This window comes from Pseudomonas sp. MWU15-20650 (genome assembly GCF_023242475.1).
Taxonomy (GTDB): domain Bacteria; phylum Pseudomonadota; class Gammaproteobacteria; order Pseudomonadales; family Pseudomonadaceae; genus Aquipseudomonas.
On record NZ_JALJFG010000004.1, the window covers coordinates 150,875 to 176,542 of the forward strand.

At 60.7% G+C, this 25,668-nt stretch carries 22 protein-coding genes; 2 read left to right on the forward strand and 20 right to left on the reverse strand.

The window, feature by feature from the left end; all coding sequences use genetic code 11:
- Window positions 1–27 precede the first annotated feature (27 nt).
- The 14 genes from purF to leuC form a co-directional block, all read right to left on the reverse strand.
- A complete protein-coding gene (gene purF / locus M5B43_RS05925) occupies window positions 28–1,533 on the reverse strand; it encodes an amidophosphoribosyltransferase (RefSeq protein ID WP_017737850.1) in 1,506 nt (501 codons plus the stop codon).
- Between the two features lie 41 nt (window positions 1,534–1,574).
- Entirely contained in the window at window positions 1,575–2,132 is a 558-nt protein-coding gene (locus M5B43_RS05930; RefSeq protein WP_003192538.1) for a CvpA family protein, read from the reverse strand.
- Between the two features lie 245 nt (window positions 2,133–2,377).
- Window positions 2,378–3,040: an SPOR domain-containing protein gene (locus M5B43_RS05935; RefSeq protein ID WP_248749209.1), complete on the reverse strand. Its 663-nt coding sequence runs from the start codon at window positions 3,038–3,040 to the stop codon at window positions 2,378–2,380.
- On the reverse strand, window positions 3,024–4,331 hold the full coding sequence (gene folC / locus M5B43_RS05940) for a bifunctional tetrahydrofolate synthase/dihydrofolate synthase (RefSeq protein WP_248749210.1): 1,308 nt from the start codon (window positions 4,329–4,331) through the stop codon (window positions 3,024–3,026). The genes M5B43_RS05935 and folC overlap by 17 nt, the downstream gene beginning before the upstream one ends.
- On the reverse strand, window positions 4,328–5,248 hold the full coding sequence (gene accD / locus M5B43_RS05945; protein ID WP_248749211.1) for an acetyl-CoA carboxylase, carboxyltransferase subunit beta: 921 nt from the start codon (window positions 5,246–5,248) through the stop codon (window positions 4,328–4,330). Before accD ends, folC begins: the two co-directional genes overlap by 4 nt.
- A gap of 245 nt (window positions 5,249–5,493) precedes the next feature.
- Complete coding sequence (locus tag M5B43_RS05950; RefSeq protein WP_248749212.1) at window positions 5,494–6,126, reverse strand: phosphoribosylanthranilate isomerase; 633 nt, start codon at window positions 6,124–6,126, stop codon at window positions 5,494–5,496.
- A 64-nt stretch (window positions 6,127–6,190) separates the two neighbouring features.
- Window positions 6,191–7,015: a tRNA pseudouridine(38-40) synthase TruA gene (gene truA / locus M5B43_RS05955; RefSeq protein WP_248749344.1), complete on the reverse strand. Its 825-nt coding sequence runs from the start codon at window positions 7,013–7,015 to the stop codon at window positions 6,191–6,193.
- Window positions 7,016–7,173: 158 nt separating this feature from the next.
- Entirely contained in the window at window positions 7,174–9,705 is a 2,532-nt protein-coding gene (locus M5B43_RS05960) for a FimV/HubP family polar landmark protein (protein ID WP_248749213.1), read from the reverse strand.
- 161 nt (window positions 9,706–9,866) lie between these two features.
- Window positions 9,867–10,877, reverse strand: coding sequence for an aspartate-semialdehyde dehydrogenase (locus M5B43_RS05965; RefSeq protein WP_248749214.1), 1,011 nt, complete (start codon window positions 10,875–10,877; stop codon window positions 9,867–9,869).
- A gap of 238 nt (window positions 10,878–11,115) precedes the next feature.
- Window positions 11,116–12,228, reverse strand: coding sequence for an aspartate-semialdehyde dehydrogenase (asd, locus tag M5B43_RS05970; protein WP_248749215.1), 1,113 nt, complete (start codon window positions 12,226–12,228; stop codon window positions 11,116–11,118).
- A gap of 64 nt (window positions 12,229–12,292) precedes the next feature.
- Complete coding sequence (leuB, locus tag M5B43_RS05975; RefSeq protein WP_248749216.1) at window positions 12,293–13,375, reverse strand: 3-isopropylmalate dehydrogenase; 1,083 nt, start codon at window positions 13,373–13,375, stop codon at window positions 12,293–12,295.
- Between the two features lie 53 nt (window positions 13,376–13,428).
- A complete protein-coding gene (locus tag M5B43_RS05980) occupies window positions 13,429–14,193 on the reverse strand; it encodes a class I SAM-dependent methyltransferase (protein WP_248749217.1) in 765 nt (254 codons plus the stop codon).
- A 145-nt stretch (window positions 14,194–14,338) separates the two neighbouring features.
- Window positions 14,339–14,983 carry a 3-isopropylmalate dehydratase small subunit gene (leuD, locus tag M5B43_RS05985; protein WP_248749218.1) on the reverse strand — a complete coding sequence of 215 codons (645 nt, stop codon included), beginning with the start codon at window positions 14,981–14,983 and terminating at the stop codon, window positions 14,339–14,341.
- 10 nt (window positions 14,984–14,993) lie between these two features.
- Window positions 14,994–16,412, reverse strand: coding sequence for a 3-isopropylmalate dehydratase large subunit (gene leuC, locus M5B43_RS05990; protein ID WP_248749219.1), 1,419 nt, complete (start codon window positions 16,410–16,412; stop codon window positions 14,994–14,996).
- Window positions 16,413–16,559: 147 nt separating this feature from the next.
- Between leuC and M5B43_RS05995 the strand changes: the two genes are divergently transcribed.
- Together M5B43_RS05995 and M5B43_RS06000 are read left to right on the forward strand one after the other, a co-directional pair.
- Window positions 16,560–17,450 carry a LysR family transcriptional regulator gene (locus tag M5B43_RS05995; RefSeq protein WP_248749220.1) on the forward strand — a complete coding sequence of 297 codons (891 nt, stop codon included), beginning with the start codon at window positions 16,560–16,562 and terminating at the stop codon, window positions 17,448–17,450.
- Window positions 17,451–17,515: 65 nt separating this feature from the next.
- Window positions 17,516–20,794 (forward strand): EAL domain-containing protein, encoded by a 3,279-nt coding sequence (locus tag M5B43_RS06000; protein WP_248749221.1) that lies wholly within the window; start codon window positions 17,516–17,518, stop codon window positions 20,792–20,794.
- Window positions 20,795–20,818: 24 nt separating this feature from the next.
- On the opposite strand, the gene M5B43_RS06005 is transcribed toward M5B43_RS06000, so the two are convergent.
- The 6 genes from M5B43_RS06005 to M5B43_RS06030 form a co-directional block, all read right to left on the reverse strand.
- Window positions 20,819–21,775, reverse strand: coding sequence for a hypothetical protein (locus tag M5B43_RS06005; protein WP_248749222.1), 957 nt, complete (start codon window positions 21,773–21,775; stop codon window positions 20,819–20,821).
- A gap of 218 nt (window positions 21,776–21,993) precedes the next feature.
- A complete protein-coding gene (locus M5B43_RS06010; protein ID WP_248749223.1) occupies window positions 21,994–22,269 on the reverse strand; it encodes a hypothetical protein in 276 nt (91 codons plus the stop codon).
- A 364-nt stretch (window positions 22,270–22,633) separates the two neighbouring features.
- Window positions 22,634–23,593, reverse strand: coding sequence for a tRNA-dihydrouridine synthase (locus tag M5B43_RS06015; RefSeq protein WP_248749224.1), 960 nt, complete (start codon window positions 23,591–23,593; stop codon window positions 22,634–22,636).
- Between the two features lie 55 nt (window positions 23,594–23,648).
- Window positions 23,649–24,083, reverse strand: a complete 435-nt coding sequence (locus tag M5B43_RS06020; protein WP_248749225.1) for a thioesterase family protein — start codon at window positions 24,081–24,083, stop codon at window positions 23,649–23,651.
- Between the two features lie 38 nt (window positions 24,084–24,121).
- On the reverse strand, window positions 24,122–24,955 hold the full coding sequence (locus M5B43_RS06025) for an alpha/beta fold hydrolase (protein WP_248749226.1): 834 nt from the start codon (window positions 24,953–24,955) through the stop codon (window positions 24,122–24,124).
- A gap of 15 nt (window positions 24,956–24,970) precedes the next feature.
- Window positions 24,971–25,510, reverse strand: coding sequence for a TetR/AcrR family transcriptional regulator (locus M5B43_RS06030; RefSeq protein WP_248749227.1), 540 nt, complete (start codon window positions 25,508–25,510; stop codon window positions 24,971–24,973).
- Between the last annotated feature and the right edge of the window lie 158 nt (window positions 25,511–25,668).

Sequence of the window (25,668 nt, forward strand, 5' to 3'; positions counted from 1 at the left end):
AACCGGCCCCTCAGGGCCGGTGTCTACTCAGTTGTTGTACAGGTCGATGATCGCACTGACCGCCTGGGTCTTGATCTTCGACGAGTCGTTACGCGCCTGCTCGATCTTGTTCAGGTACGCCTCGTCGACGTCGCCTGTCACGTACTTGCCGTCGAAGACCGCGCAGTCGAACTGCTCGATCTTGATCTTGCCACCGCCGACCGCTTCGATCAGGTCCGGCAGGTCCTGGTAGATCAGCCAGTCAGCGCCAATCAGATCGGCTACGTCCTGCGTCGTACGGTTGTGGGCGATCAGTTCGTGAGCGCTTGGCATATCGATACCGTACACGTTCGGGTAACGCACGGCGGGCGCTGCCGAACAGAAGTACACGTTCTTCGCACCGGCCTCGCGAGCCATCTGGATGATCTGCTTGCAGGTGGTACCGCGCACGATGGAGTCGTCCACCAGCATGACGTTTTTGCCGCGGAACTCCAGCTCGATAGCATTAAGCTTCTGGCGTACCGACTTTTTGCGGGCGGCCTGGCCGGGCATGATGAAGGTACGGCCGATGTAACGGTTCTTGACGAAACCTTCGCGGAACTTGACGCCCAAGTGGTTCGCCAGCTCCAGTGCAGCAGTACGGCTGGTATCCGGAATTGGGATCACCACGTCGATGTCGTGCTCGGGACGCTCGCGCAGGATCTTCTCGGCCAGCTTCTCACCCATGCGCAGACGCGCCTTGTAGACCGAAACGCCATCGATGATCGAATCCGGACGCGCCAGGTAAACGTGCTCGAAGATGCACGGTGTGAGTTTCGGGGCGACCGCACATTGGCGGGTGTGCAACTTGCCATCTTCGGTGATGTAGACCGCTTCGCCCGGTGCCAGGTCACGGATCAGGGTGAAGCCCAGCACGTCCAGGGACACGCTTTCGGAGGCGATCATGTACTCGACCCCTTCGTCGGTATGACGCTGGCCGAACACGATCGGACGAATGCCGTGCGGGTCACGGAAACCGACAATGCCATAACCGGTGACCATCGCCACGACCGCGTAACCACCGACGCAACGGTTGTGCACGTCAGTGACGGCCGCAAACACGTCCTCTTCGGTCGGCTGCAACTTGCCACGCTGGGCCAGTTCGTGGGCGAACACGTTGAGCAACACCTCCGAATCGGAGCTGGTGTTGACGTGGCGCAGGTCAGATTCGTAAATCTCCTTGGCCAGCTGCTCAACGTTGGTCAGGTTACCGTTGTGCGCCAAGGTAATGCCGTAAGGCGAGTTGACGTAGAACGGTTGAGCTTCGGCCGAGGTCGAGCTACCGGCGGTCGGGTAACGCACATGGCCAATACCCATGTGCCCGACGAGGCGCTGCATGTGACGCTGATGGAACACGTCACGCACCAGGCCATTGTCCTTGCGCAGAAATAACCGGCCGTCGTGGCTGGTCACAATACCGGCAGCATCCTGGCCGCGGTGCTGGAGGACGGTTAGCGCGTCATACAGCGCCTGATTGACGTTCGACTTACCGACGATACCGACGATGCCACACATGCGACGCAACCCCTACTTAATGAATCTTGACTGAACACAACTTACTGAGGCGTTTTGGCCGGCAAGAGGTGTTCCTTGAACGGAAGATCAGCGGGTACGCTGATTCCGCTGGCCAGCCACTGACTGCTCCACCCCAATATGAGGTTCTTGGACCAATCTGCAACCAATAGAAATTTTGGCACGAGTACCGACTCCTGCCACCACGAATCCTGCTGTACCGGCCCCAGGCTCAACAGCCCGACCGCCACAACCACCAGCAACGCGCCACGCGCAGCGCCGAAGGCCATGCCGAGAAATCGATCGGTCCCGGAGAGGCCGGTGACACGTATCAACTCGCCAATAAGATAATTGACCATTGCCCCCACCAGCAGCGTGGCGATGAACATGATGGCGCAGCCCGCGATGACGCGAGCCGAAGGTGTCTCGATGTATCCGGCCAGGTAGACCGACAGTGAGCCACCGAACATCCAGGCTACGACTCCTGCGATGATCCATGTCAGCAACGACAATGCTTCTTTTACGAAGCCGCGGCTTAGACTGATCAAAGCGGAGATGGCGACGATTGCAACGATCGCCCAATCAACCCAGGTAAATGGCACAGTGCAGCCTACGTACGGATAAGGCGGCGCATTTTAGCAGAGCGCCGGGCTATCGGTAAGCTGTGATTGCGGGTGCTTTGCAAATCAATGGTTTGTGGCGAGCCAACGCCCTTTTAACCCACCACAAAACCAATGTGGGAGGGGGCTTGCTCCCGATGGCGGCGGGTCAGTCAATACATTTGAACTGAACCACTGCCATCGGGAGCAAGCCCCCTCCCACACTTAGACCGATTTGCTGGCTTGAATCAGCCGCGCTCAGGCTGGAAACGCACCACAAAACCATTGAGGTTCTGCTGGCGCCCCAACAAGTCCCGCAGGCGGTCAGCTTCGGCGCGCTCGATCAGCGGCCCGATAAACACGCGATTCTTGCCATCGGCACTACGGATATAAGCGTTATAGCCCTGAGCACGCAGCTTTTTCTGCAAGGCGTCGGCGCTTTCGCGGTTGGCCAGGCTCGCGAGCTGGATCGACCAACTGATCGGCAAGCCATTGGGATCGATACGACTCTGACCCACATCCGGCTTACCTGGCGCAGCGGGCTGCGGCGCTACCGGTTTAGGTGCAGGCGCGGGCACGGCCGGCTTGGCGGCAACAGCCGGGGCGGGTGCCGGCGTCGGCTTGACCACCGGCACACTCGGCTGAACCGGCATCGAAGGCGCTTGTTGCGCGGCAACCTCCTCATCCGTCGGAACCGGCTCTTGCGGCAATGCTTGCGGCTCGGGCACCACCACCGGCTCAACCTGAACCTGAGGGACCACCGGCGCCTGGGGTGCAGCTGGCGCCTCAACGATCACTTGGCGCTGTTCGTCCTGGCGGGAAAACAGCATGGGCAGAAAAATCACTGCCAGCGCCACCAACACCAGGGCTCCAACCATTCGCTGCTTATATGCGCTATCCAGTAATGCCATGTGCAGCTTCCTCCGTGGAGCGCCGGGCCAACCATTCGAGCGCCTCGGCAACACAATAAAATGATCCGAACAACAGGATTTCGTCCTCGGCCGTTGCTACCGCACACTGCGCCTCAAGGGCCGCGGTGACGCTTGCATACGACGCCACAGGCGCACCAAGGTTCTGCAAGGCAACTTCCAACTCAGCCGCCGGACGACTACGCGGCGTATCCAACGGTGCAACAGCCCAAGACTGAACGCCCCCCAGCAACGGCGCAACCACACCCTCCAGGTCCTTGTCGGCCAACAACCCGAACACCGCCAGGCGACGACCAGCCGGTGGCGTGCGCGACAGGCGCTGGGCCAGGTATTGGGCAGCGTGGGGGTTATGCCCCACATCCAGCAGCAGGTTCAGCCGCTTGCCTTCCCATTCGAATACTCGGCGATCCAGGCGCCCGACCACGCTCGTGGCCAGCAACGTCGCGGCTATCTGCTCGGCATTCCAAGGCAAGCCCAGCAACAAATACGCTTGCAGCGCGAGCGCAGCGTTTTCCATCGGCAGGGTCAGCAAGGGCAGGTCGTGCAACGCAACAATTTGGCCATGCCCATCGCGCCCACGCCATTGCCAATGCGTCGCACCGATCTCGAGATCAAATTCGCGACCACGCAGGTAGAACGGGCAACCTAGCTCACGCACCTTGTCCAGCAAGGGTTGCGGTGGGTCCAAGTCACCACACAGCGCGGGTTTGCCCTGACGGAAGATCCCGGCTTTTTCGTAGGACACAGACTCGCGAGTATCACCCAGGTAGTCAGCATGGTCGACACCAATGCTGGTGACCAGCGCCAGGTCGGCATCCACGACATTAACCGTATCCAGGCGTCCGCCCAGGCCGACTTCCAATACGACCACATCCAGTTGCGCACGCTCGAACAACCAGAACGCCGCGAGGGTACCCATCTCGAAATAGGTCAGGGAAATTTCGCCACGCCCGGCATCCAGCGCAGCGAAGGCTTCGCACAGTTGCTCGTCAGTGGCTTCAACGCCATTGAGTTGCACCCGCTCGTTGTAGCGCAGCAGGTGCGGCGAACTGTACACGCCGACTTTCAGCCCTTGGGCTCGCAGCAGCGCCGCGACAAAGGCGCAGGTCGAGCCTTTGCCGTTGGTGCCGGTCACCGTGATCACTCGCGGTGCCGGGCGGCCCAACCCAAGGCGGGCCGCTACCTGTTGCGAGCGCTCCAGGCCCATGTCGATGGCTGACGGATGCAACTGCTCAAGGTAGGCGAGCCATTCGCCCAGGGTGCGCTGGGTCATAGGTTTGCAGGCACCGGCGGCACAACGATAGGTTCAACTTTAGGCGCGACGTACACAGGCGTCGGCAGCCCCATCATCTGCGCCAGCAGGTTGCCCAGGCGCGGACGCAACTCACCGCGCGCAATGATCAGGTCGATCGCACCATGCTCCAGCAGGAACTCACTGCGCTGGAAACCTTCCGGCAGTTTTTCGCGAACGGTTTGCTCGATCACGCGCGGGCCGGCAAAGCCGATCAGTGCCTTGGGCTCGCCGACAATCACGTCACCCAGCATGGCCAGGCTGGCCGAAACACCGCCGTAGACCGGGTCGGTCAACACGGAGATGAACGGAATGCCTTCTTCGCGCAGGCGCGCCAGTACCGCCGAGGTCTTGGCCATCTGCATCAGCGAGATCAGGGCTTCCTGCATGCGCGCACCGCCGGAGGCTGCAAAGCAGATCATCGGGCAGCGGTTTTCCAAGGCGTAGTTGGCGGCACGCACAAAGCGCTCACCGACAATGGCGCCCATGGAGCCGCCCATGAAGGAGAATTCGAACGCCGAGACCACGACCGGCATGCCCAGCAGCTTACCGCTGACAGAGATCAGCGCATCTTTCTCGCCAGTCTGCTTCTGCGCGGCGGTCAGGCGGTCCTTGTACTTCTTGCCGTCGCGGAACTTGAGACGGTCGACCGGCTCCAGGTCTGCGCCCAGCTCATTGCGGCCGTCGGCATCCAGGAAGATATCGATGCGGGCGCGGGCGCCGATACGCATGTGGTGGTTGCACTTGGGGCAAACATCCAGGGTCTTTTCCAGCTCCGGGCGGTACAGCACCGCGTCGCAGGACGGGCACTTGTGCCACAGACCTTCAGGAACCGAGCTTTTCTTCACCTCGGAACGCATGATCGAAGGGATCAGTTTGTCTACTAACCAGTTGCTCATGCTTTCTTTCTCCAGTACCGGTGGCTTGAACACAGCCCCGCGTATGCCCTTGAGCTAAATTCATATGTGGCGATGATACAGGGGGGACGGGGTCAGACGTTCGACCTGCCATTTCCCGCCAGTATCCTCAGCCTTCCAGACAACCTGCCAGCGCAGGGTTGCCACTTCATTTCCGGGCCTCCCGCAGGCGGCGCCGGTGCTGTTTTACACAGTGGTAGTTATGGACGGCGGCAGACTGCCAGCCGTCACATCCCGACACTGCTGTTGCGCACGACCTGCATGAATGCGCGAATCTTGCTGTGATCCTTGATGCCCTTGCCCTGCTCTACCCCACCGCTGACGTCCACGGCGAATGGTCGGACCTGCTCGATGGCCGCCCCGACATTAGCGGCATTAAGCCCACCGGCCAGAATGATCGGCTTGCTCAAGCCCTCCGGAATCAGTGACCAATCGAACGCCTCGCCCGTGCCCCCCGGCACCCCTTCGACGTAGGTGTCCAACAGGATCCCACGTGCGCCGGTGTACGCGGCGCACGCCGCGGCAATATCGTCCCCCGCCTTGACCCGCAATGCCTTGATGTACGGGCGTTGGTAGCTTTCGCATTCATCCGGGGTCTCGTCGCCATGGAATTGCAACAGGTCCAGCGGCACGGCATCCAGGGTTTCGTTGAGCTCACAACGGCTGGCGTTGACGAACAGGCCCACGGTGGTCACGAACGGCGGCAGCGCGGCAATGATCGCCCGCGCCTGCAACACATTTACCGCCCGCGGGCTCCTGGCATAAAACACAAAACCGATGGCATCCGCCCCTGCCTCGACTGCCGCCAGCGCGTCTTCTATGCGGGTAATCCCGCAAATCTTGCTGCGAACGGCTGACATATCGTAGAAACCTCAGGGATTGGACCGAGAAAGTCCCGGATGGTAACAAAAGCTTTTCCAGGCGTCAGCCGCCAAGTTCGCTGAAACCTGTGAGGAAGTGTGGCCCGATAAAACGTTCCGGCAACTCGAACTCGTCACGGTACTCCACATCCACCAAGTACAGGCCAAACGGATGCGCCGTGACTCCGCCGGTGCGACGAATCCTGCTCTCCAGCACTTCCTTGGCCCATTCCACCGGGCGCTCGCCAGTACCGATGGTCATCAGCACGCCAGCGATGTTACGCACCATGTGGTGCAGGAACGCCCCGGCGCGGATATCCAACACAATCATCTTGCCGTGACGAGTCACGCGCAGGTGATGGACCTCCTTGATCGGCGACTTGGCCTGGCACTGGCCGGCACGAAAGGCACTGAAGTCATGCACACCCACCAGATGCTGCGCGGCCTCGGCCATGCGTTCGGCATCCAGCGGGCGGTGGTTCCAGGTAATTTCTTCGTTAAGGTGCGCCGGACGGATCTGGTCGTTGTAGATCACATAGCGATAACGACGGGCAATGGCCTTGAACCGCGCATGAAAATGCGCCGGCATGACCTTGGCCCAACTCACGCTGACGTCATGGGGCAAATTGATATTAGCCCCCATCACCCACGCCTTCATCGAGCGCTCGGCCTGGGTATCGAAATGCACCACCTGGCCACAGGCGTGTACCCCTGCGTCAGTACGCCCGGCACACATCAGCGACACCGGCGAGTCGGCGACCTTGGACAGTGCATTCTCCAGCGTTTCCTGCACCGTCAGCACGCCTGACGCCTGACGCTGCCAGCCACGATAGCGCGAGCCTTTGTATTCCACGCCCAAGGCGATGCGGTAAAAGCCTGCGGCCGCCATTTCGGCGGCCGCGTTATCTATATTTGCCAAGAACTGAGAGCCTGAAGAGTTGCGCAAAGGCGGCCATTATAAGGCGGTGCGCCCCAGACGCCATGGGTTTGGTAGGTTACAAAGCAAAACGGCGACCCAAGGGTCGCCGCAGTATCAATGGCTGGCAATCACGCCAAGCGCCCGAGCATTTCCTTGGCCTCGATGCGCTGCGCCTCATCGCCTTCGGTCAACACTTCGGAAAGGATATCCCGCGCGCCGTCTGCATCGCCCATATCAATATAAGCCTGGGCCAGGTCCAGCTTGGTGGCGACCTCATTCGTACCGGAGAGGAAGTCAAACTCCGGCTCATCAGCGCCCAGCGCGGCGTCCTCTGCGGTGAAGGAAGGCTCGATCGAAGGATGTTCCAGGCTCTGGGACAAGCGATCCAGCTCGGCATTGACGTCATCCAGGTCCGACGCGAAGGCATCAGGCTTGGCAGCCGGGGCACTGGGTTCGTCAGCAAGGGACAGGTCGAAATCTTCCGGCAGGTCGAAATCGTCCAGGGCCGCAGGCGTCAAGGTGGGTGGTTCAACCGGCGGCACGTCCTTCATCGAGTCTTCCAACCCCGAGAGGAAGTCGTCATCGGACTGTGAGGCCGGCGGATCCAATTGCAGGTCCAGGTCAAAGTCCGACAGGTCTTCTTCACTGGCCTTGGCGTCAGTCTGTTGCTGCAACAGCGCCTCAAAGGTCTGCTGGTCTTGCGCAACCACGGCCGGTGAGGCGGCCTCCAGATCATCCAGGCTCAGGTCGAAATCGGTGTCGAACGCCTCTGCTGGCGGCGTCGGCTTGTCTTCCAACAAGTTCTTGACGTATTGGGCATCCAGCGCCGCTGCGGCAACGGCGGCACTGACGCCCGCCGCCAACACGGCCATGGCCGGGAAGCGTCCCTTGAGCTGCTCGACCTGGGCATGGTTTTCACCGTTGGCCACCAGTTGGCGCTCCTGGGTGACAAAACCCTCCTTGTCGTTTTGCAGGCCATAGACTTCCATCAGCTTCAAGCGCAGGTCGCTGCGCTTGGGCTCGTGCTTGATGGCTTGTTCAAGGACGTCAGCGGCCTGGTTCAGGTGGCCACGGTCGATATGGGACTGGGCCTGGGCCAGTGCATCGCTGGAGTTTTCCGGGGCCACGGCAACGGCCAGCGGCGCGAGCACGGAGGCAACAGTCGGCGCCACCACAGGCTCAACGACCGGTGCCGGTGCAGGCGCGGCCGCCAGCTTGACACTGGGCGGCGGCACTTCAAGCCCTTCGAAGCTGTCAGGCGGCAGGTCGTGGTCAATGTTGGAGGCGAACGCCGGCTCTTCAGCCAGGGCCCGCGCCATGCGCAGGTGCTTTTCTTCTTCACGACGGGCATTGCGATGACGCGCCCATAGCAGCAGAAGCAGCAGCACCACCAGGCCCGCGGCACCACCAATGACGCCAAGGACAATCGGGTTGGTCAGCAGCTCATTGAACTTGCCGTCGGTGCTGGCTGGCGCCGCATCTGGCTTGACGGGCTCAGGTGCCGGCACAGCGGCAGCCGGCTGCGTCGCAGTGGCCGCAGCCGGCTCGCCTGGCAACTGGGCCGGTATCACCGCAGTCGCTGGCGCAGCGGGATCACCCTTTTCCGCCTGCAAGCGGGCCAGTTGATCGTTCTTCAGTTGAATCAGTTTTTGCAGCTTGTCCAATTGGCTTTGCAGGTCTGCCGCGCGACTTTTCAGTTCGGCATTATCACGGCGCGTGGTGTCCAGCTCTTCCTGGGTCATCGCCAGTTTGTCGTTCAGGGCGCGACTGTCACCAGCCTTGCCCTTCGCCCCCTTCTTGGCCGACTCGGCCGAGACCAGGCTCAGGTTGTCCTTGGCATGAGTACTCGATGGTGCATCGCCGGCTTGAGTGCGCTTGGTGGCATCCAGCTGCGGCTTGCCTACCACTGGATTCGGCGTGGTACGGCGGCCCTGGCGCCAGGCCGTGTTTTGCGCGGCCACCTCGGCGATCGCCCGGGGCTGCGGCAGGCTGGTCGCTTGCACACGGTCAGGAAGACGCAGGACCTGCCCGGTTTTCAGACGGTTGATATTGCCGTCGACGAAGGCATCGGGGTTGAGCGCCTGGATGGCCAGCATGGTCTGCTGGACCGAAGCGCCATTGCGATTCTTCTCGGCAATTTCCCATAAGGTGTCATGGGATGTGGTCGTGTGCTGGGCAGGCTTGCTGGCGGCCGGGGCGGTGCTGGCCGGCGCGCTCAAGCGCGAGGCCGGCGCACTGGCCGTCGGTGCCGGCTGATCGAACTTGGCGGGGTCGAGCAGCACGCTGTAGTCACGCATCAAACGGCCATTGGGCCATTGCACCTGCAGCAGGAAGCGCACGTAGGAGTCGGGCAGCGGCTTGCTGGAGGTCACGCGCACCACGCTACGACCGTTGGGGTTGATCACCGGGGTGAACGTCAGGTCATTGAGAAACGCCTGGCGATCGACACCGGCATCCACAAATGCCTGGGACGAAGCCAGGCTCGGCGTGATCTCTGATGCTGTAAGGCCACCGACATCGAGCAACTCGATCTCAACCGACAGCGGCTGGTTCAACGTCGACTTGAGAGTCATCTCCCCAAGTTGCAGCGCCTGCGCCATACCGGAGGCCAGCGCCGAGGCGGCCGCTATTGCTAACACCAGTTTGCGAACTTGAACCATAGCCTCATCCTTTGTCTGAACACTCCCCGGCCTGCGAGAAGGTTGGTAACCGCTGCCATAAGGCATGGCGAGCCGATAGGTCACCGACGCGCTTCTGTTCTGCTTTGGGCCAAGCATAGCGCCTGGCTAGAATCAATCTACAAATTGCCGCCAAGTATCTTTTACACAAGACCTTTTATCAACAACTGCGCCAGTTGCACGGCGTTGAGGGCGGCGCCTTTGCGTACGTTATCTGACGTCAGCCACAGATTTAGTTCCGCCGGGTCGTCGATGCCTGCGCGAACCCGCCCGACGTAAACCACGTCCTGGCCCACCGCGTCGCCTACGGCCGTAGGATAATCCCCCTCCTCGACCAACTCGATGCCCGGCGCGGCGTCGAGAATGCGATTGACAGCCGCCAGGTCAACCGGCGCCCCCAATTGCAAAGACACAGTCAGGCTATCGCCAAAAAACACCGGGGCTTGAACGCAGGTGGCGGAAATCTTCAGCAAAGGAATTTCCAGCACCGCGCGCAGCTCGTGTACGAGACGTTTCTCCAGGGCTGTATGACCTTGGGCGTCTGGTGTACCGACCTGTGCCAGCAGGTTGAAGGCCATCTGCCGATCGAAGAACTTGGGCTCCAGCGGCCGCACATTCAACAGCTCTGCTGTCTGTCGGGCCAACTCGCTCACGGCTTCACGCCCCTGCGCGGAGACGGCCAGGCTGGCAGTGACGCTGACGCGCTGGATGTCGAGCAAACCCCGCAACGGCGCCAACACCACCGCCAGGTTGGTGGCGGACGGGCTTGGGCTGCTGAGCTGGAAGGGCTTTTTCAGCCCCTTGAGAATGTGCGCATTGGCCTCCGGTACGACTTGAGGCGCCTGCTCAGCCGGCAGCGCACCGGACAGGTCGATCACCGAACACCCGGCGGCCGTGGCACGCGGGGCGAAACTCAGGGTTACCGCCGGGCCGGCTGCGAAGAACGCAAGCTGCGCCTTGCTGAAGTCGAACTCATCGACCTCCCTGACCCGTACGTTCTTGCCGCGAAACGGCACCGATGCACCGGCCGAATTGCTGCCCGCCAGCAGATACAGGGTGCCCACCGGGAAATCCAGCTCTTCGAGAATCTGCACCAGGGTTTCGCCAACGGTGCCGGTGGCGCCGATCACGGCGATTTCAAAGGTCTGGGTCATGGAGGCTGCCTCGGGCATTGCGGGGGGAGCGGCACTTTACCGGGTGGTTGGGGGTGAGGCAATTAACCTTGGGTTTGTGGTGTGGCTGATGGCCTTATCGGGAGCAAGCCCCCTCCCACAGGTTGATGCCTGAACGCATTCAAATGTGGGAAGGGGCTTGCTCCTGATAAGGTCCGAAAGCACAACAAAAACCCGCGCCTGTCACCAGAGCGCGGGTTTCTCTTATTGCCTCAAGCGATCAACGCTCAAGCAAGATCCGCAGCATACGACGCAACGGCTCAGCCGCGCCCCACAGCAGTTGGTCGCCAACGGTGAACGCGCCCAGGTATTGGGTGCCCATGTTCAGCTTGCGCAAACGGCCAACCGGCACATTCAGGGTGCCGGTGACCTTGGTCGGGCTCAGCTCCTGCATGCTGATGTCGCGGTTGTTCGGCACCAGCTTGACCCAGGGATTGTGCTGGCTGATCAACGACTCGATATCGGCGATCGGCACGTCCTTGTTCAGCTTGATGGTCAGCGCCTGGCTGTGGCAGCGCATGGCGCCGATGCGTACGCAGATACCGTCCACCGGGATCGGGTTCTTGAAACGACCCAGGATCTTGTTGGTCTCGGCCTGCGCCTTCCACTCTTCACGGCTCTGGCCGTTCGGCAGTTCCTTGTCGATCCATGGGATCAGGCTGCCCGCCAATGGCACACCGAAGTTCTCGGTCGGGTACGCATCGCTGCGCATGGCTTCGGCCACGCGGCGGTCGATATCAAGGATCGCACTGGCCGGGTCGGCCAGTTGATCGGCGACGGCGGCATGGGTCGCGCCCATCTGCTTGATCAGTTCACGCATGTTTTGCGCACCGGCGCCGGAGGCCGCCTGATAGGTCATGGCGCTCATCCACTCGACCAGGCCGGCTTCGAACAAGCCACCCAGGCCCATCAGCATCAAGCTGACCGTGCAGTTGCCGCCGACGTAGTTCTTGGTGCCGGCATCCAATTGCTGGTCGATGACCTTGCGGTTGACCGGGTCGAGGATGATCACGGCATCGTCCTGCATGCGCAGGCTCGAGGCGGCGTCGATCCAGTAACCCTGCCAGCCGGCTTCGCGCAGCTTGGGGAAGACTTCGCTGGTGTAGTCGCCACCCTGGCAAGTCAGAATCACGTCGAGGGTTTTCAGCTCTTCAATGCTGTAGGCGTCCTTGAGCGGGGCAATGTCCTTGCCCACGGACGGCCCTTGGCCACCTACGTTCGAAGTGGTGAAAAACACCGGCTCAATAAGATCGAAATCCTGCTCTTCCAGCATCCGCTGCATGAGCACGGAACCGACCATACCGCGCCAACCGATCAGACCTACACGTTTCATCGCAACTACACCTTGTTAAAAAGTGGGCCGCCTTGCAGCGACAACTGCAAGCGGGCCCGAGAGATTACAGATTCCGCAGCGCGGCGACTACTGCGTCGCCCATTTCTTGCGTCCCAACCTTGGTGCAACCCTGCGACCAGATGTCGCCGGTGCGCAAACCTTGATCCAGTACCAGGCTGACGGCCTTCTCGATGGCGTCCGCCGCCTCACTCAAGTTGAAGCTGTAACGCAGCATCATCGAGACCGACAGGATGGTCGCCAACGGGTTGGCAATGCCCTGGCCCGCGATGTCCGGCGCCGAACCGTGGCACGGCTCGTACATGCCCTTGTTGTGGGTGTCCAGGGACGCCGACGGCAGCATGCCGATGGAACCGGTGAGCATCGACGCCTGGTCGGACAGGATGTCGCCGAACAGGTTGTCGGTGACAATCACGTCGAACTGCTTGGGCGCCCGCACCAGTTGCATGGCGGCGTTGTCGACGTACATGTGGCTCAGCTCGACGTCCGGGTAGTCCTTGGCCACTTCTTCGACGATTTCACGCCACAGTTGGCTGGACGCCAGTACGTTGGCCTTATCGACTGAGCAAACCTTCTTGCCGCGCACGCGGGCCATGTCGAAACCGACGCGGGCAATACGGCGGATTTCGCTCTCGCTGTACGGCAGGGTGTCATAAGCCTGACGCTCGCCGTTCGGCAGCTCGCGCACGCCACGTGGCGAGCCAAAGTAGATACCGCCGGTCAGCTCACGCACGATCAGGATATCCAGGCCCGCCACCACTTCCGGCTTGAGGCTGGAAGCGTCGGCCAGTTGCGGGTAGAGGATTGCCGGACGCAGGTTGCCGAACAGGCCCAGTTGCGCGCGGATTTTCAGCAGGCCGCGCTCAGGGCGGATGTCGCGCTCGATCTTGTCCCATTTAGGGCCACCCACGGCGCCGAGCAGCACAGCGTCGGCCGCGCGGGCGCGCTCCAGGGTCTCGTCGGCCAGGGGCACGCCGTGCTTGTCGATGGCCGCGCCGCCGATCACGTCGTGGCTCAGTTCGAAGCCCAGGCGGTACTTGCTGTTGGCCAATGTCAGGACCTTGACCGCTTCGGCCATGATTTCCGGACCAATACCGTCGCCAGGGAGAATCAGAATCTGCTTGCTCATGCGTTCCTCATTTCATCAAGCGACCTGCCCATGGGCAGGTCGGGAAAAATCAATCAGCGTTCGGCAAAGACCACCAGCACATCGGCGCTGAAGGTGCCGTCGGCCTGAATGTCGTAGTAATCTCGCACTTCCTGGCCCATCGCCTTTTGCAGCGCCAGGACTGCCGCGCGCAATACCTCTGGCGTGCGCATGCGCTCGACCCACGAGGTGTACTCCAGGCGCAGGCGCTGACGCAGGCTGCTGCGCACATGCAGACCGGACTCGCTGAGTTGCTGCATCCACTCGGCGGCGGAGTAATCACGCACGTGACTGGTGTCACGCAGCACTTCGACGGTTTGCAGGTAAGTGTCCAACAGCGGGCTACCCGGTGACAACACATCCACGAACGCCGCCACGCCACCCGGCTTGAGCACGCGGCGCACTTCGCGCAGGGCCAGGCCCAGGTCGCTCCAGTGATGGGCCGAATAGCGGCTGAACACGAAGTCGAATTCGCCGTCGGCAAATGGCAACCGTTCGGCGGCGCCGTGTACGGTGCGAATGTTGTCCAGACCACGCTCCACGGCAGCGCCGGCGACCACGTCGAGCATCTGCTGGGACAGGTCGTAGGCGACCACCTCCTTGACCAGCGCTGCCACGTGAAAGCTGACATGACCAGCACCGCAACCCAGGTCCAGCAGTCGCGCTGCGCCCTGCCCGGCCAGTTCGGCCTGGAGCAGCGCGAATTCGCTGCCTTGGGCGTGCACGGCACTGCTCAGGTAGGCCGAGGCTTGCTCGCCGAATTGTTTTTGCACGACTTGGGTGTGGGCGGTGCTGGTCATGGTGGTTTTCCTAGGGTTTTGGGGTGGTTGTACTGGCGCTATCGCAGGCAAGCCAGCTCCCACAGTTGACCGAGTTCTTCATGAGAACACCGATCAATGTGGGAGTCGGGCTTGCCCGCGATGGGGCCGGCACGGTTACCGCAAATCAGGCATCGCGAAACAGCCAGGGCTGGCTCGCCCGGTGCTTGGTTTCAAACGCGGCAATCGCATCACCGTCCTGCAAGGTCAGGCCGATATCGTCCAGGCCGTTGATCAGGCAGTGCTTACGGAAGGCGTCCACTTCAAAGTGGTACACCTTGCCATCCGGACGGGTCACGGTTTGCGCGGCCAGGTCGACGGTCAGCTGGTAGCCCGGATGGGCTTCCACCTGCTGGAACAACTCATCCACTTCGGCGTCGCTCAGGATGATCGGCAGCAAGCCATTCTTGAAACTGTTATTGAAGAAGATGTCGGCATAGCTCGGCGCAATGATGCTGCGAAAGCCATATTCTTCCAGGGCCCATGGCGCGTGCTCACGGCTGGAGCCACAACCGAAGTTTTCCCGGGCCAGCAACACGCTGGCACCTTGGTAGCGCTCGGCGTTGAGCACAAAGTCTTTGTTCAGCGGGCGCTTGGAGTTGTCCTGGTAGGCATAGCCCACGTCCAGGTAGCGCCACTCGTCGAACAGGTTCGGGCCGAAACCGGTGCGCTTGATCGACTTCAAGAACTGCTTGGGGATGATCTGGTCGGTGTCCACGTTGGCACGGTCCAACGGCGCGACTAAACCTGTGTGTTGGGTAAAAGCTCTCATCGGGTCTTCCTCAGATCAATTCGCGAACGTCGATGAAACGACCGTTGACGGCAGCAGCGGCGGCCATGGCCGGGCTGACCAGGTGGGTACGGCCACCGGCACCCTGGCGCCCTTCGAAGTTACGGTTGGAGGTCGACGCGCAATGCTCGCCCGACTCCAAGCGGTCCGGGTTCATCGCCAGGCACATGGAGCAGCCCGGCTCACGCCATTCAAAACCGGCTTCGAGGAAGATCTTATCCAGGCCCTCGGCCTCGGCCTGGGCTTTGACCAGACCAGAGCCCGGCACCACGATGGCCTGCTTGATGGTGGAGGCAACTTTACGGCCCTTGGCGATCACCGCCGCAGCGCGCAGGTCCTCGATCCGCGAGTTGGTGCACGAACCAATGAACACGCGATCCAGCTGAATGTCGGTGATCGCCTGGTTAGCCTTCAAGCCCATGTATTTCAAAGCCCGTTCGATGGAGCCACGCTTGACCAGGTCGGCTTCCTGAGCCGGGTCCGGTACGTTCTGATCGACAGCCAGGACCATTTCCGGCGAGGTGCCCCAGCTGACTTGCGGCTTGATCTGGCTCGCGTCGAGCTCGACGACGGTATCGAACACCGCGTCGGCGTCGGAAACCAGGTCTTTCCAGGCTTCAACCGCCGCATCCCAATCGGCGCCTTGCGGAGCGAACGGGCGCCCCTTGACGTATTCAACGGTTTTTTCGTCTGCCGCCACCATGCCTACACGGGCGCCAGCCTCGATGGACATGTTGCAGATGGTCATGCGGCCTTCGATGGACAGGTCGCGAATCGCGCTGCCGGCGAACTCGATGGCATGGCCGTTACCGCCGGCGGTGCCGATCTTGCCGATCACGGCGAGCACGATGTCCTTGGCGGTCACGCCAAACGGCAACTGGCCTTCAACCCGCACCAGCATGTTCTTCATTTTCTTGGCAACCAGGCACTGGGTGGCGAACACATGTTCCACCTCGGAGGTGCCAATACCGTGGGCCAGGGCACCGAAAGCACCGTGGGTGGAGGTATGGGAGTCGCCACAGACCACGGTCATGCCCGGCAAGGTCGCGCCCTGCTCCGGGCCGATCACGTGGACGATGCCTTGACGCACGTCATTCATCTTGAATTCAGTGATGCCATATTCGTCGCAATAGTCGTCGAGGGTTTGCACTTGCAAACGTGAGACCTGGTCGACAATGGCTTCGATACCGCCCTTGCGCTCCGGGGTGGTCGGCACGTTGTGGTCCGGGGTGGCAATGATGGAGTCGACGCGCCAAGGTTTGCGCCCGGCCAGCCGCAGGCCTTCGAACGCTTGGGGCGAGGTCACTTCATGGATGATGTGACGGTCGATATAGATCAGCGACGAGCCATCATCGCGCCGTTTCACTTCATGGGAATCCCAAAGCTTGTCGTAAAGCGTTTTGCCGGCCATCAGTCGGTCCTCATCATCGATCTTTCTATGCCCCGGGCCTTGAGACATTCAATAACCCTTTGGCTTGTGAGGCTGATGGTATGGCGCTACATTAAATAACTCAAATTCATATTTTTTATGCTTTGGATTACCAACTGGAATACAACAATGGACTTGGCCAACCTCAACGCCTTTATCGCCATCGCCGAGACCGGCAGCTTCTCCGGCGCCGGTGAACGCCTGCACCTGACGCAACCGGCCATCAGCAAGCGTATCGCCGGCCTGGAGCAACAACTGAAGGTGCGCCTGTTTGATCGCCTGGGCCGTGAAGTGGGCCTGACCGAAGCCGGGCGCGCCCTGCTGCCGCGCGCTTATCAGATACTCAACGTGCTGGATGACACTCGCCGCGCCCTCACGAACCTGACCGGTGAAGTCAGCGGGCGCCTGACACTGGCCACCAGCCACCACATCGGCTTGCACCGCCTGCCACCGATCCTGCGCGCCTTTACACGCAAATACCCGAACGTAGCGTTGGATATTCAGTTTCTGGATTCGGAAGTGGCCTACGAAGAAATCCTCCACGGCCGCGCTGAAGTGGCAGTGATAACCCTGGCGCCGGAACCCCACAACCTGGTGCGCGCCACACCGGTCTGGGATGACCCGCTGGATTTCGTGGTGGCGCCGGAGCACAACCTGATCAATAACGGCTCCGTCAGCCTGGCTGACATCGCCGGGCACCCGGCGGTATTTCCCGGCGGTAACACCTTTACCCACCACATCGTCAGCCGACTGTTCGAGGCCCAGGGCCTGACGCCGAATATCGCGATGAGCACTAACTATCTGGAAACCATCAAGATGATGGTCTCCATCGGCCTGGCCTGGAGCGTGCTGCCACGCACCATGCTCGATGATCAGGTCGCAAGTATCGCTTTGCCGGGCATACAGCTCAGTCGCCAGCTAGGCTATATCGTGCACACCGAAAGGACGCTGTCGAACGCTGCGCGGGCTTTCATGAGCCTATTGGATGCACAGGTCGATCTGCCACGGATACCGGCATGACACTGTGCGTCCTCAGGTTGTAAGCAAAACCGCGCTGTTTCCCATCGAGCCAAGGCCCTTTGATAATGCGCAACCCCGTTGACTCCGTGCCACCCCTGCCCCGCATTTACGCCCTGGACCCTCAAGAGGCGGAACAAAGCTGGGAAAGCGCCCCGCAACTGCTGGCGGCACTCAATGCCGCCCGCCTGGGCGCCTGGTGCTGGGAAATCGACACCGGGCGGATAAGTTGGTCACGGGGCACCCAAGCACTCTTTGGCTTTGACCCTCACCACCCGATGCCCAAGGACCTCGATTACCTTGACCTGCTGGCACCGCAGGACAGCGCCCGCGTTGTGCGGGCTTTTCATGCCGTCCTGGCCGGCGCCCCACTCGAGCAGGCCATGCATCACCGCATCCAGTGGCCCGATGGCAGCCTGCACTGGCTGGAAATCAGCGGCAGCCTGGCCCCAGACAAAAACGGCCGCCGCCGAATGATCGGGGTCATCCGCGAGATCACCCACCAGCGCGAGCGCGAACACGCCCTCAGTCACTCGGAAAAGCGCTTCGCCACGCTCTTCCACTTGTGCCCGAACATGGTGTTGCTGACGCGCCAGGCCGATGGTCGGATCAGCGAAGCCAACCGGCATTTCGAGATGCTGTTCGGCTGGCCAGTGACCGATGTGATTGGTCGCACCACCCTGGAACTGGGCCTGTGGCGCTACCCGGAGCAGCGGGCGCTGCTGGTCAAGGCCACTCAGCGTCAAGGCGAACCCATCACCATGGAAGTAGAGTTCTGCGCCAGCAACGGGCAGATCCACGACGGCACGCTCAGCGCCCAGAAGGTTGAGCTGGAAGGCGAGGCTTATTTGATCAGCACCTTCCTCGACACCACCGAACGCAAAAACGCAGAGCAAGCGCTCAAGGACAGCCAGGAGCGCCTGGATCTGGCTCTGGATTCGGCGCAATTGGGCACTTGGGACTGGCACATCCCCAGCGGCATGCTCTACGGTTCAGCGCGTGCCGCTCAACTGCACGGGCTGGAACCCTTACCGTTCCATGAGTCGTTCGATGCATTTTTTGAAGGCATGTCCGATGAGGATCGCGAGGGCATGCGCAACGCCTACCGCAGCCTGCGCGAAGGTCCGGACGGTAACTATCAGCTGACCTACCGCGTACTGCTGGAGGACGGCAGCCCACGCTACCTGGAAAGCCGTGCACGCCTCTATCGCGACGAAGCAGGCAAACCCTTGCGCATGGCGGGCACCTTGCTTGATATCACCGACCAGGTTGAGCGCGAGCAACGCCTGAGCGCGTCCGAAGAAAAATTCGCCAGCCTGTTCCAGGCCAGCCCCGACCCTATCTGCGTCACGTGCCTGGACAGTGGCGTATTTATCGAGATCAACCCGGCGTTCACCCAGACCTTTGGCTGGACAGCCGCCGAGGTGCTCGACAGAAGTGCCGAGCAGATCGGCCTGTGGGACGACTCCAGCAAGCGCCTGCAACGTATCGAGCGGGTCATCCGCGAACAGTCGCTGAGCAATGTGGCCATCGTGGTGCATCACAAGGACGGCCAGAGCCTGACCTGCATGATTTCCAGCCGGTTGATCAAAGTCAGTGAGCAGCCATGCATCGTCACCACACTCAGGGATATCACCCAGCAACAGCGCTCGGAAGCCGCGCTCAAAGCCAGTGAAGAGAAGTTCGCCAAGGCGTTCCATTCCAGCCCCGACGCCATTTCCATCACCGAACGCGACACCGGTCGCTATGTCGAGGTCAATGACGGATTTTGCCGCCTGACCGGTTATCGAGCCGAAGAAGCCATTGGCCTCACCCTGTACCAGATCGGCATATGGGCCGATGAGAACCAGCGGGCCGCCCTGTTGGCTGAACTGCAGATCAAGGGCCGCATTCATCACCTTGAAATGCTCTGGCACAATAAAAATGGCGTCCTGTTGGCAGTGGAGGTCTCGGTCGAGCCCATCACCCTGAATGAAACCCCTTGCCTGTTACTGACCGCGCGGGACGTCAGCCTGCTGAAAAACGCCCAGGCGCAGATCCGCCACCTGGCCTATCACGACCCCCTCACCAACCTGCCCAACCGAGCGCTGCTGATGGACCGCCTGAGCCAGCAGATCGCCCTGCTCAAGCGCCACAACCTGCGCGGTGCCCTGCTGTTCCTCGACCTTGACCACTTCAAGCACATTAACGACTCCCTCGGTCACCCAGTGGGCGACACCGTGCTGAAAATCGTCACGGCACGCCTGGAAGCCAGCGTGCGCATGGAGGACACCGTGGCACGCCTGGGCGGGGATGAATTTGTGGTGCTGCTCAGCGGCCTGGAGGGCACGCGCCAGGACGTCAGCCACCAGGTGCAGGAGCTGGCCGATACGCTGCGCGAGTTGCTCTCGGAACCGATGTTCCTCGACGGCCACCGCTTGCAGGTCACGCCCAGCATCGGCGTGGCGCTGATTCCCGACCACGGCACCACGCCGGCCGACCTGCTCAAGCGCGCCGACATCGCCCTGTACCGCGCCAAGGATTCGGGGCGCAACACAACGCAAATGTTCCACAACAGCATGCAGAAGACCGCCAGCGAGCGGCTACGGATGGAAACCGATCTGCGCCTGGCCTTGTCACGCGGCGAGTTCAGCGTGCATTACCAACCCCAGGTCGACGCGCGCGGCAATAAGATTGTCGGGGCCGAGGCACTGGTGCGCTGGCAACATCCCCAGTTGGGTGCGCAGTCGCCGGCTGAATTTATCAAGGTGTTGGAAGACAGCGGCCTGATCCTGGAAGTCGGCACCTGGATTCTCGATGAAGCCTGCGGCGCATTTGCGAAGTTGATTGCCGAAGGTCTGGTAGACCCCCTCAATTTCAGCCTGTGCGTCAATATCAGCCCTCGCCAGTTTCGCCAAAACGACTTTGTTGAACGGGTGGAGCACAGCCTCAAGCAGCACCAGTTGCCCTACAGCCTGTTGAAACTCGAAATCACCGAAGGCATCGTGATCCAGAACCTGGACGACACCGTGGTGAAGATGCGTCGCCTGAAAAAACTCGGCGTGAGCTTCGCGATGGATGACTTCGGCACCGGTTACTCCTCCCTGACCTACCTCAAGCGCCTGCCGGTGGATGCGCTGAAAATCGACCAGTCCTTCGTACGTGATGCAACTCACGACCCTAACGATGCAGAGATCATCCGCGCCATTGTGGCCATGGCGCGCAGCTTGAACCTGGAAGTGATCGCCGAAGGCGTGGAAACCCCGGAGCAACTGGCGTTCCTGCAAAAGCTGGGCTGCCATTTGTTCCAGGGTTATTTGCACAGCCGGCCACTGCCGATCGAGGGGTTCAGACGCTTGCTGCTATAGGCGCCACGCTGGTTTCAAGGCGGGTCAGATCAGCGCTACGGCCTGACCTCTGGTAGGTACCGCGCCCCGGCGCCCCCACAACTCTTCACGACCGTTAATGACCGCCACCGAATGCCCCGTGCGATTGCACATGCCCACTTGCCCACGGGCGAGGTCGCGTACAGAAACCGTCTTCATATGACGCTTCAACCCCAACCGCAGGAACCCCTCCCCGGGCCCACGCTCATCTTCCCCATCGTTCAAGCTACGTATCGCGGCCTGAAAACTTCGACCCGCCGTACGATCGTTATTTTCCATCTGTGCACGCTTGGCACTGACAGCAAAGAGAAATTGCGCATCCTTGAGCATGCCCTTGTCCGGTCCAAAAAATTGCGCGCCGCGCGCACCTTCGCTCAGTTCGCGATCCGTCAGGGAGAGCTGAAAATCATCACGCATCACAACCTTATAGCCGCCGTTGACTTTGGTTACGCTCTTGAAAATATCCGTAGGGCTTTGGCCAAAGCGATACATCGCAGCCTTGATAGCCGACACCGTCACACAATTGCCATCGGGGCCCTGGCGAAATCCACTCCAGATATTGTCCGGTCTTGCACCGTTTCGCTTATTCGAAAGGCCAGGGATATTCGTAGCGACATCTGGCGTCGGTGGCAACGGCTCGGGCACGACCTGCGGAATAACCGGCGGTGGCGTCGGAACAGTCTCCGGCACAAACTTTTCTTTATGATCAGATACAAGATTGAGAAGCTTGGTAAAAAAGGACGTCAACATCGCCAGCAACGCGTTGAGACTTTCCGTGTGTTCACTCACGCCTGCACGTTCCCCCTCCCCCGCATAGGGCAGTGCATAGGACACCTTTTTAACATCTTCGGAAACCGGCTCCGAGGAAAAGCCGCGATCATTACTTGCACGTGTGGCATCACCGGCTATCACCGGCCTGACATCAATGATGCGTGCAATATTATTAATTTTAAAATCCGACATATATCACCCCGTGTGCAGGTAACTCTTCAGCTGATGCCAACCGAAGAAATGAATACTGTAATAAACCACTGAGACACCGCAGAAGATTCAAGACCGCAAAGTTGGCCGATGCTTGACGCTGACATCGGCGCCCGGCTTGGGCGCCGGCGGCAGGACTGGTTTGCTTTCATCCGGCACCACCGTTTGCTCGCGCGCATCTGGCGGTACTTTTAATGGGTCTAGCTGAGGCTTGATGTGACGCGCAGGGGTTGGCCGGATAAACGTTCACGTATGGCGTTGAAGATCAACTCAAGCCTGCCAAACACTTGGCTGAGCGCAGTATCTGCAGTCAGCATCTTATTATCCAAGCCCGGTGCATTGGGTACCTTGGGGATAGTTGTCCCAAAGGGCGGGACGTTCGAGTTCAAGCGGGTTGTCGCGGGAGAAACAGTACGCTGATCCAAACCGGCAGCCTCATTTTTTAACAGGCGCGGATGATTAATCGACAGGGACATACTCAAGTTCCTTACTCAATACAGCGATAGTGTAATTCGCCGGAAACAACAGCGTTGCTTCACAGCCCTTACCTTCGTGGAGAGTTAACCTATTGAGTTCCCGATATCACCGCTCACATAAGGAAACCAAGGTGCATTATCAGACGTTGCCTTATGGATATTTTCGTAAACGCCTTGATTCAAGCCTTGTTTGGTACTCGCGGGTGGTCATACGCGTTAATAAACTATGGGAATGTCACTCACAGATAATATTCACAGACCTGCTTGCCGTGTATTTGTGCTAATCCGCGCGCGTAAAAAAGGGCGCCTGCAATGGGCGCCCTTTCAGGTGAAACATAAAAACATGTATTTCAATAGATTGATTTCAAGCAGCAACCGGATGAGTCATTCCCAGCAGGCGACTGACCTGCTCCAGGTCGGTTTCACGACGCATCGCGGTGAACAGCTCTACCGCTTCAGGATAATTGCGCGTCAACATCGCCAGCCACTGCTTCAAGCGGCCAGGCGCCTGCTTCTCCGTCAGTTGCGCCACCGATTGGCGCCAGAATTCGTGGAGCATGGGCTGCATCTGCGCCCACGTCATTTCCACGACCTCCTCCCCGGCCTTCGCCGCCGCAATCTGTCGCGCCAGGTCGGGCCGCGCCACCAGACCGCGCCCCAGCATGATGTCTTCGGCGCCGCTGACTTCGCGGCACCGCTTCCAGTCGTCAACACTCCAGATATCGCCATTGGCAAACACCGGCACCTTGACCACGTCCTGCACCCGCGGGATCCACTCCCAGTGGGCCGGTGGCTTATAGCCGTCAGCCTTGGTACGCGCATGCACCACGATATGCGCCGCGCCCCCTTCTGCCAGCGCCGTGGCACACACCAACGCGCCATCCGGACTGTCGAAGCCCAGGCGCATCTTGGCGGTCACCGGGATATGGGCAGGCACGGCACGGCGCACGTGCTCGACGATCTGGTTGAGCAGCTCCGGCTCCTTGAGCAATACCGCACCGCCACGGGACTTATTAACGGTTTTGGCCGGGCAACCAAAGTTGAGGTCAATCACTTGCGAACCCAGCTCGCAGGCCAAGGCGGCGTTCTCCGCCAGGCACACCGGGTCGGAGCCCAGCAGTTGCACACGCAATGGCACACCCGCTGCGGTGTGGGCACCGTGCAGCAATTCCGGAGCGAGCTTGTGGAAATAAGCAGGGGTGAGCAGGCGGTCGTTGACGCGGATGAACTCGGTCACGCACCAGTCAATACCGCCCACGCGGGTCAACACGTCCCGCAGGATGTTGTCGACCAACCCCTCCATGGGCGCCAAAGCAATTTGCATGGAAAACACTCAACAAAAATCGTGGCGCAGTTTACTGGGTTTCCTGCCGCAACCGTTAACCCCCTGTCAGGGCGGGGCCATAACCTTCAATAAACTCGGCGGGCATACGCTTGGGCTTGCCGGTGGACAGCTCGATGCACACAAAGGTGGTCTGCGCGCGCAGCAGGGTTGCACCGTCGCGAGGGCGTACCAATTGAAAACGACGGGTCATTCTCAGGCGCTGGTCCCAATCAACGATCCAGGTGGCCAGTTGCAACTCGTCACCCTCATAACCTGCCGCCAGGTAGTCGATCTCATGGCGCACCACAGCCATGGCACGGTCGAGGCGACGATACTCGGTGAGGTCCAACCCCAGGCGCTGGGAGTGACGCCAGGCGCATCGTTCCAGCCAGGACACGTACACCGCGTTATTGGCGTGCCCCAGGCCGTCGATATCATCAGGAGCGACCTGCAGATCAATGATAAACGGCGTTGCCAAATCCCAGCCCATGCCTAGCTCCAGTCGATTAATGTCGGCGGGGCAGTGTATCAGGCGGTTTGCCGCTCCTGTAAATGACGGCCGGCCAACAGGCTGAGTACACCTTCGATCACCCGTGGATCGGCTAACACTTTCTGGTGACCACCTTGCTCCAGGCGCAGCAGGCGGCTGTCGAACCAGGCGTCGTGGATCGCCTGGGAAGCTTTGACCGGGACGAAGGTGTCGTCTTCGGCGTGCACGATCAGCCCTGGAATGTTCATCTGGTAATGAGCAACGTCCATATGCTTGAGGGGCATCCCGAGGGTCAGTTCGACCTCCTGGATAAACGCCGCCCGCGCACGCGCAGGCAAACCGACCATGCCGGCAAAACCGCGCAGCACATCCAGAAAACGTGAAGGCGCAGCAATGCTCACCAAGGCCTCGGTACGTAACCCCAGTTGTACCGCCAACATCGCACTGGCACCGCCCATGGAATGGCCCACCACCGCGTGCAACGGCGGCAACTCGGCGGCCGCTTCGAGCATCGCGCGGGCGAACAACAACACATGCGCCTCACGCCCCGGCGAATGCCCGTGAGCCGGCCCGTCGAGGGCGATGACCGAGTAACCCTCGCGCACCAACGCCGTAATCAGGCTGGCAAACTGCGTGGGGCGCCCTTCCCAGCCGTGCATCAGCAGCACTGCCGGCCCCTGCCCCCAGCGCAGCGCCGACAAGCCGAAACGCAAGGTGATGCGCTCCGATTGCGCCAACAGCGGCAGCTCCCAATCACGCGGCGGCAGGTCTCGGGGCGTCATGAAGGTACGACGCATCTTGTTCGCCACTGCTTGCGGCGCCAGACGGCCAACGGTGCCATTGAAACCACGAATCCAGGTTAATGCGCCCATCCTGCAATCTCCCTCTCAGCGCACCGCCGACTTGGCTGCGCGTAACACACGGTCCGACAATTCGCCCGGCCCAAGGGCACGCGACAATGCCAGGCCACCGATCATCAAAGCCATGTCAGCCAGGACCTTGTCGGCGTCCTCGGGGCAGGCAGCCAACTGGGCAGCCATCAACTCGATATGCTCGTTGAGCGCCTGACGAAACTCATCCGGCAAGCGGCTCATTTCGCCAACCGTCGCAGGGATTGGACAGGCTTGGACGGTTGAGTCGCGGTGTTTGCGCGACAAATAAAACGCCGCCACCAGACCTCTGCGCTCTTCACCTGTCAGTTGCGGGTCCATGTCATCAATGGACGCACGACGCTTGGCCAGCAATTGGGTGAAGGCCTCCAACATCAGCGCGTCCTTGCTTTCAAAATGCGCATAGAACCCACCAACGGTCAGCCCCGCCGCGCCCATGACTTCCCCAACGCTGGGCTCAGCCGGCCCACGCTGGATCAGCGCCGCACTGGCGGCCTGCAAAATGCGTTCGCGGGTTTGCGCTTTTTTATCGCTCATCGTTGCCTCCGTCTCTCATGAGGTGAATATTATTATCATAATAATATTTCGCAAGCGACAGGCATGACCACTGGTCAGAACAACAGAAGGGAATCAAGGAGAGATTGGCCAAACGCCAGACAAACAAAAGGGCCATTCAATAATTGAATGACCCTTAA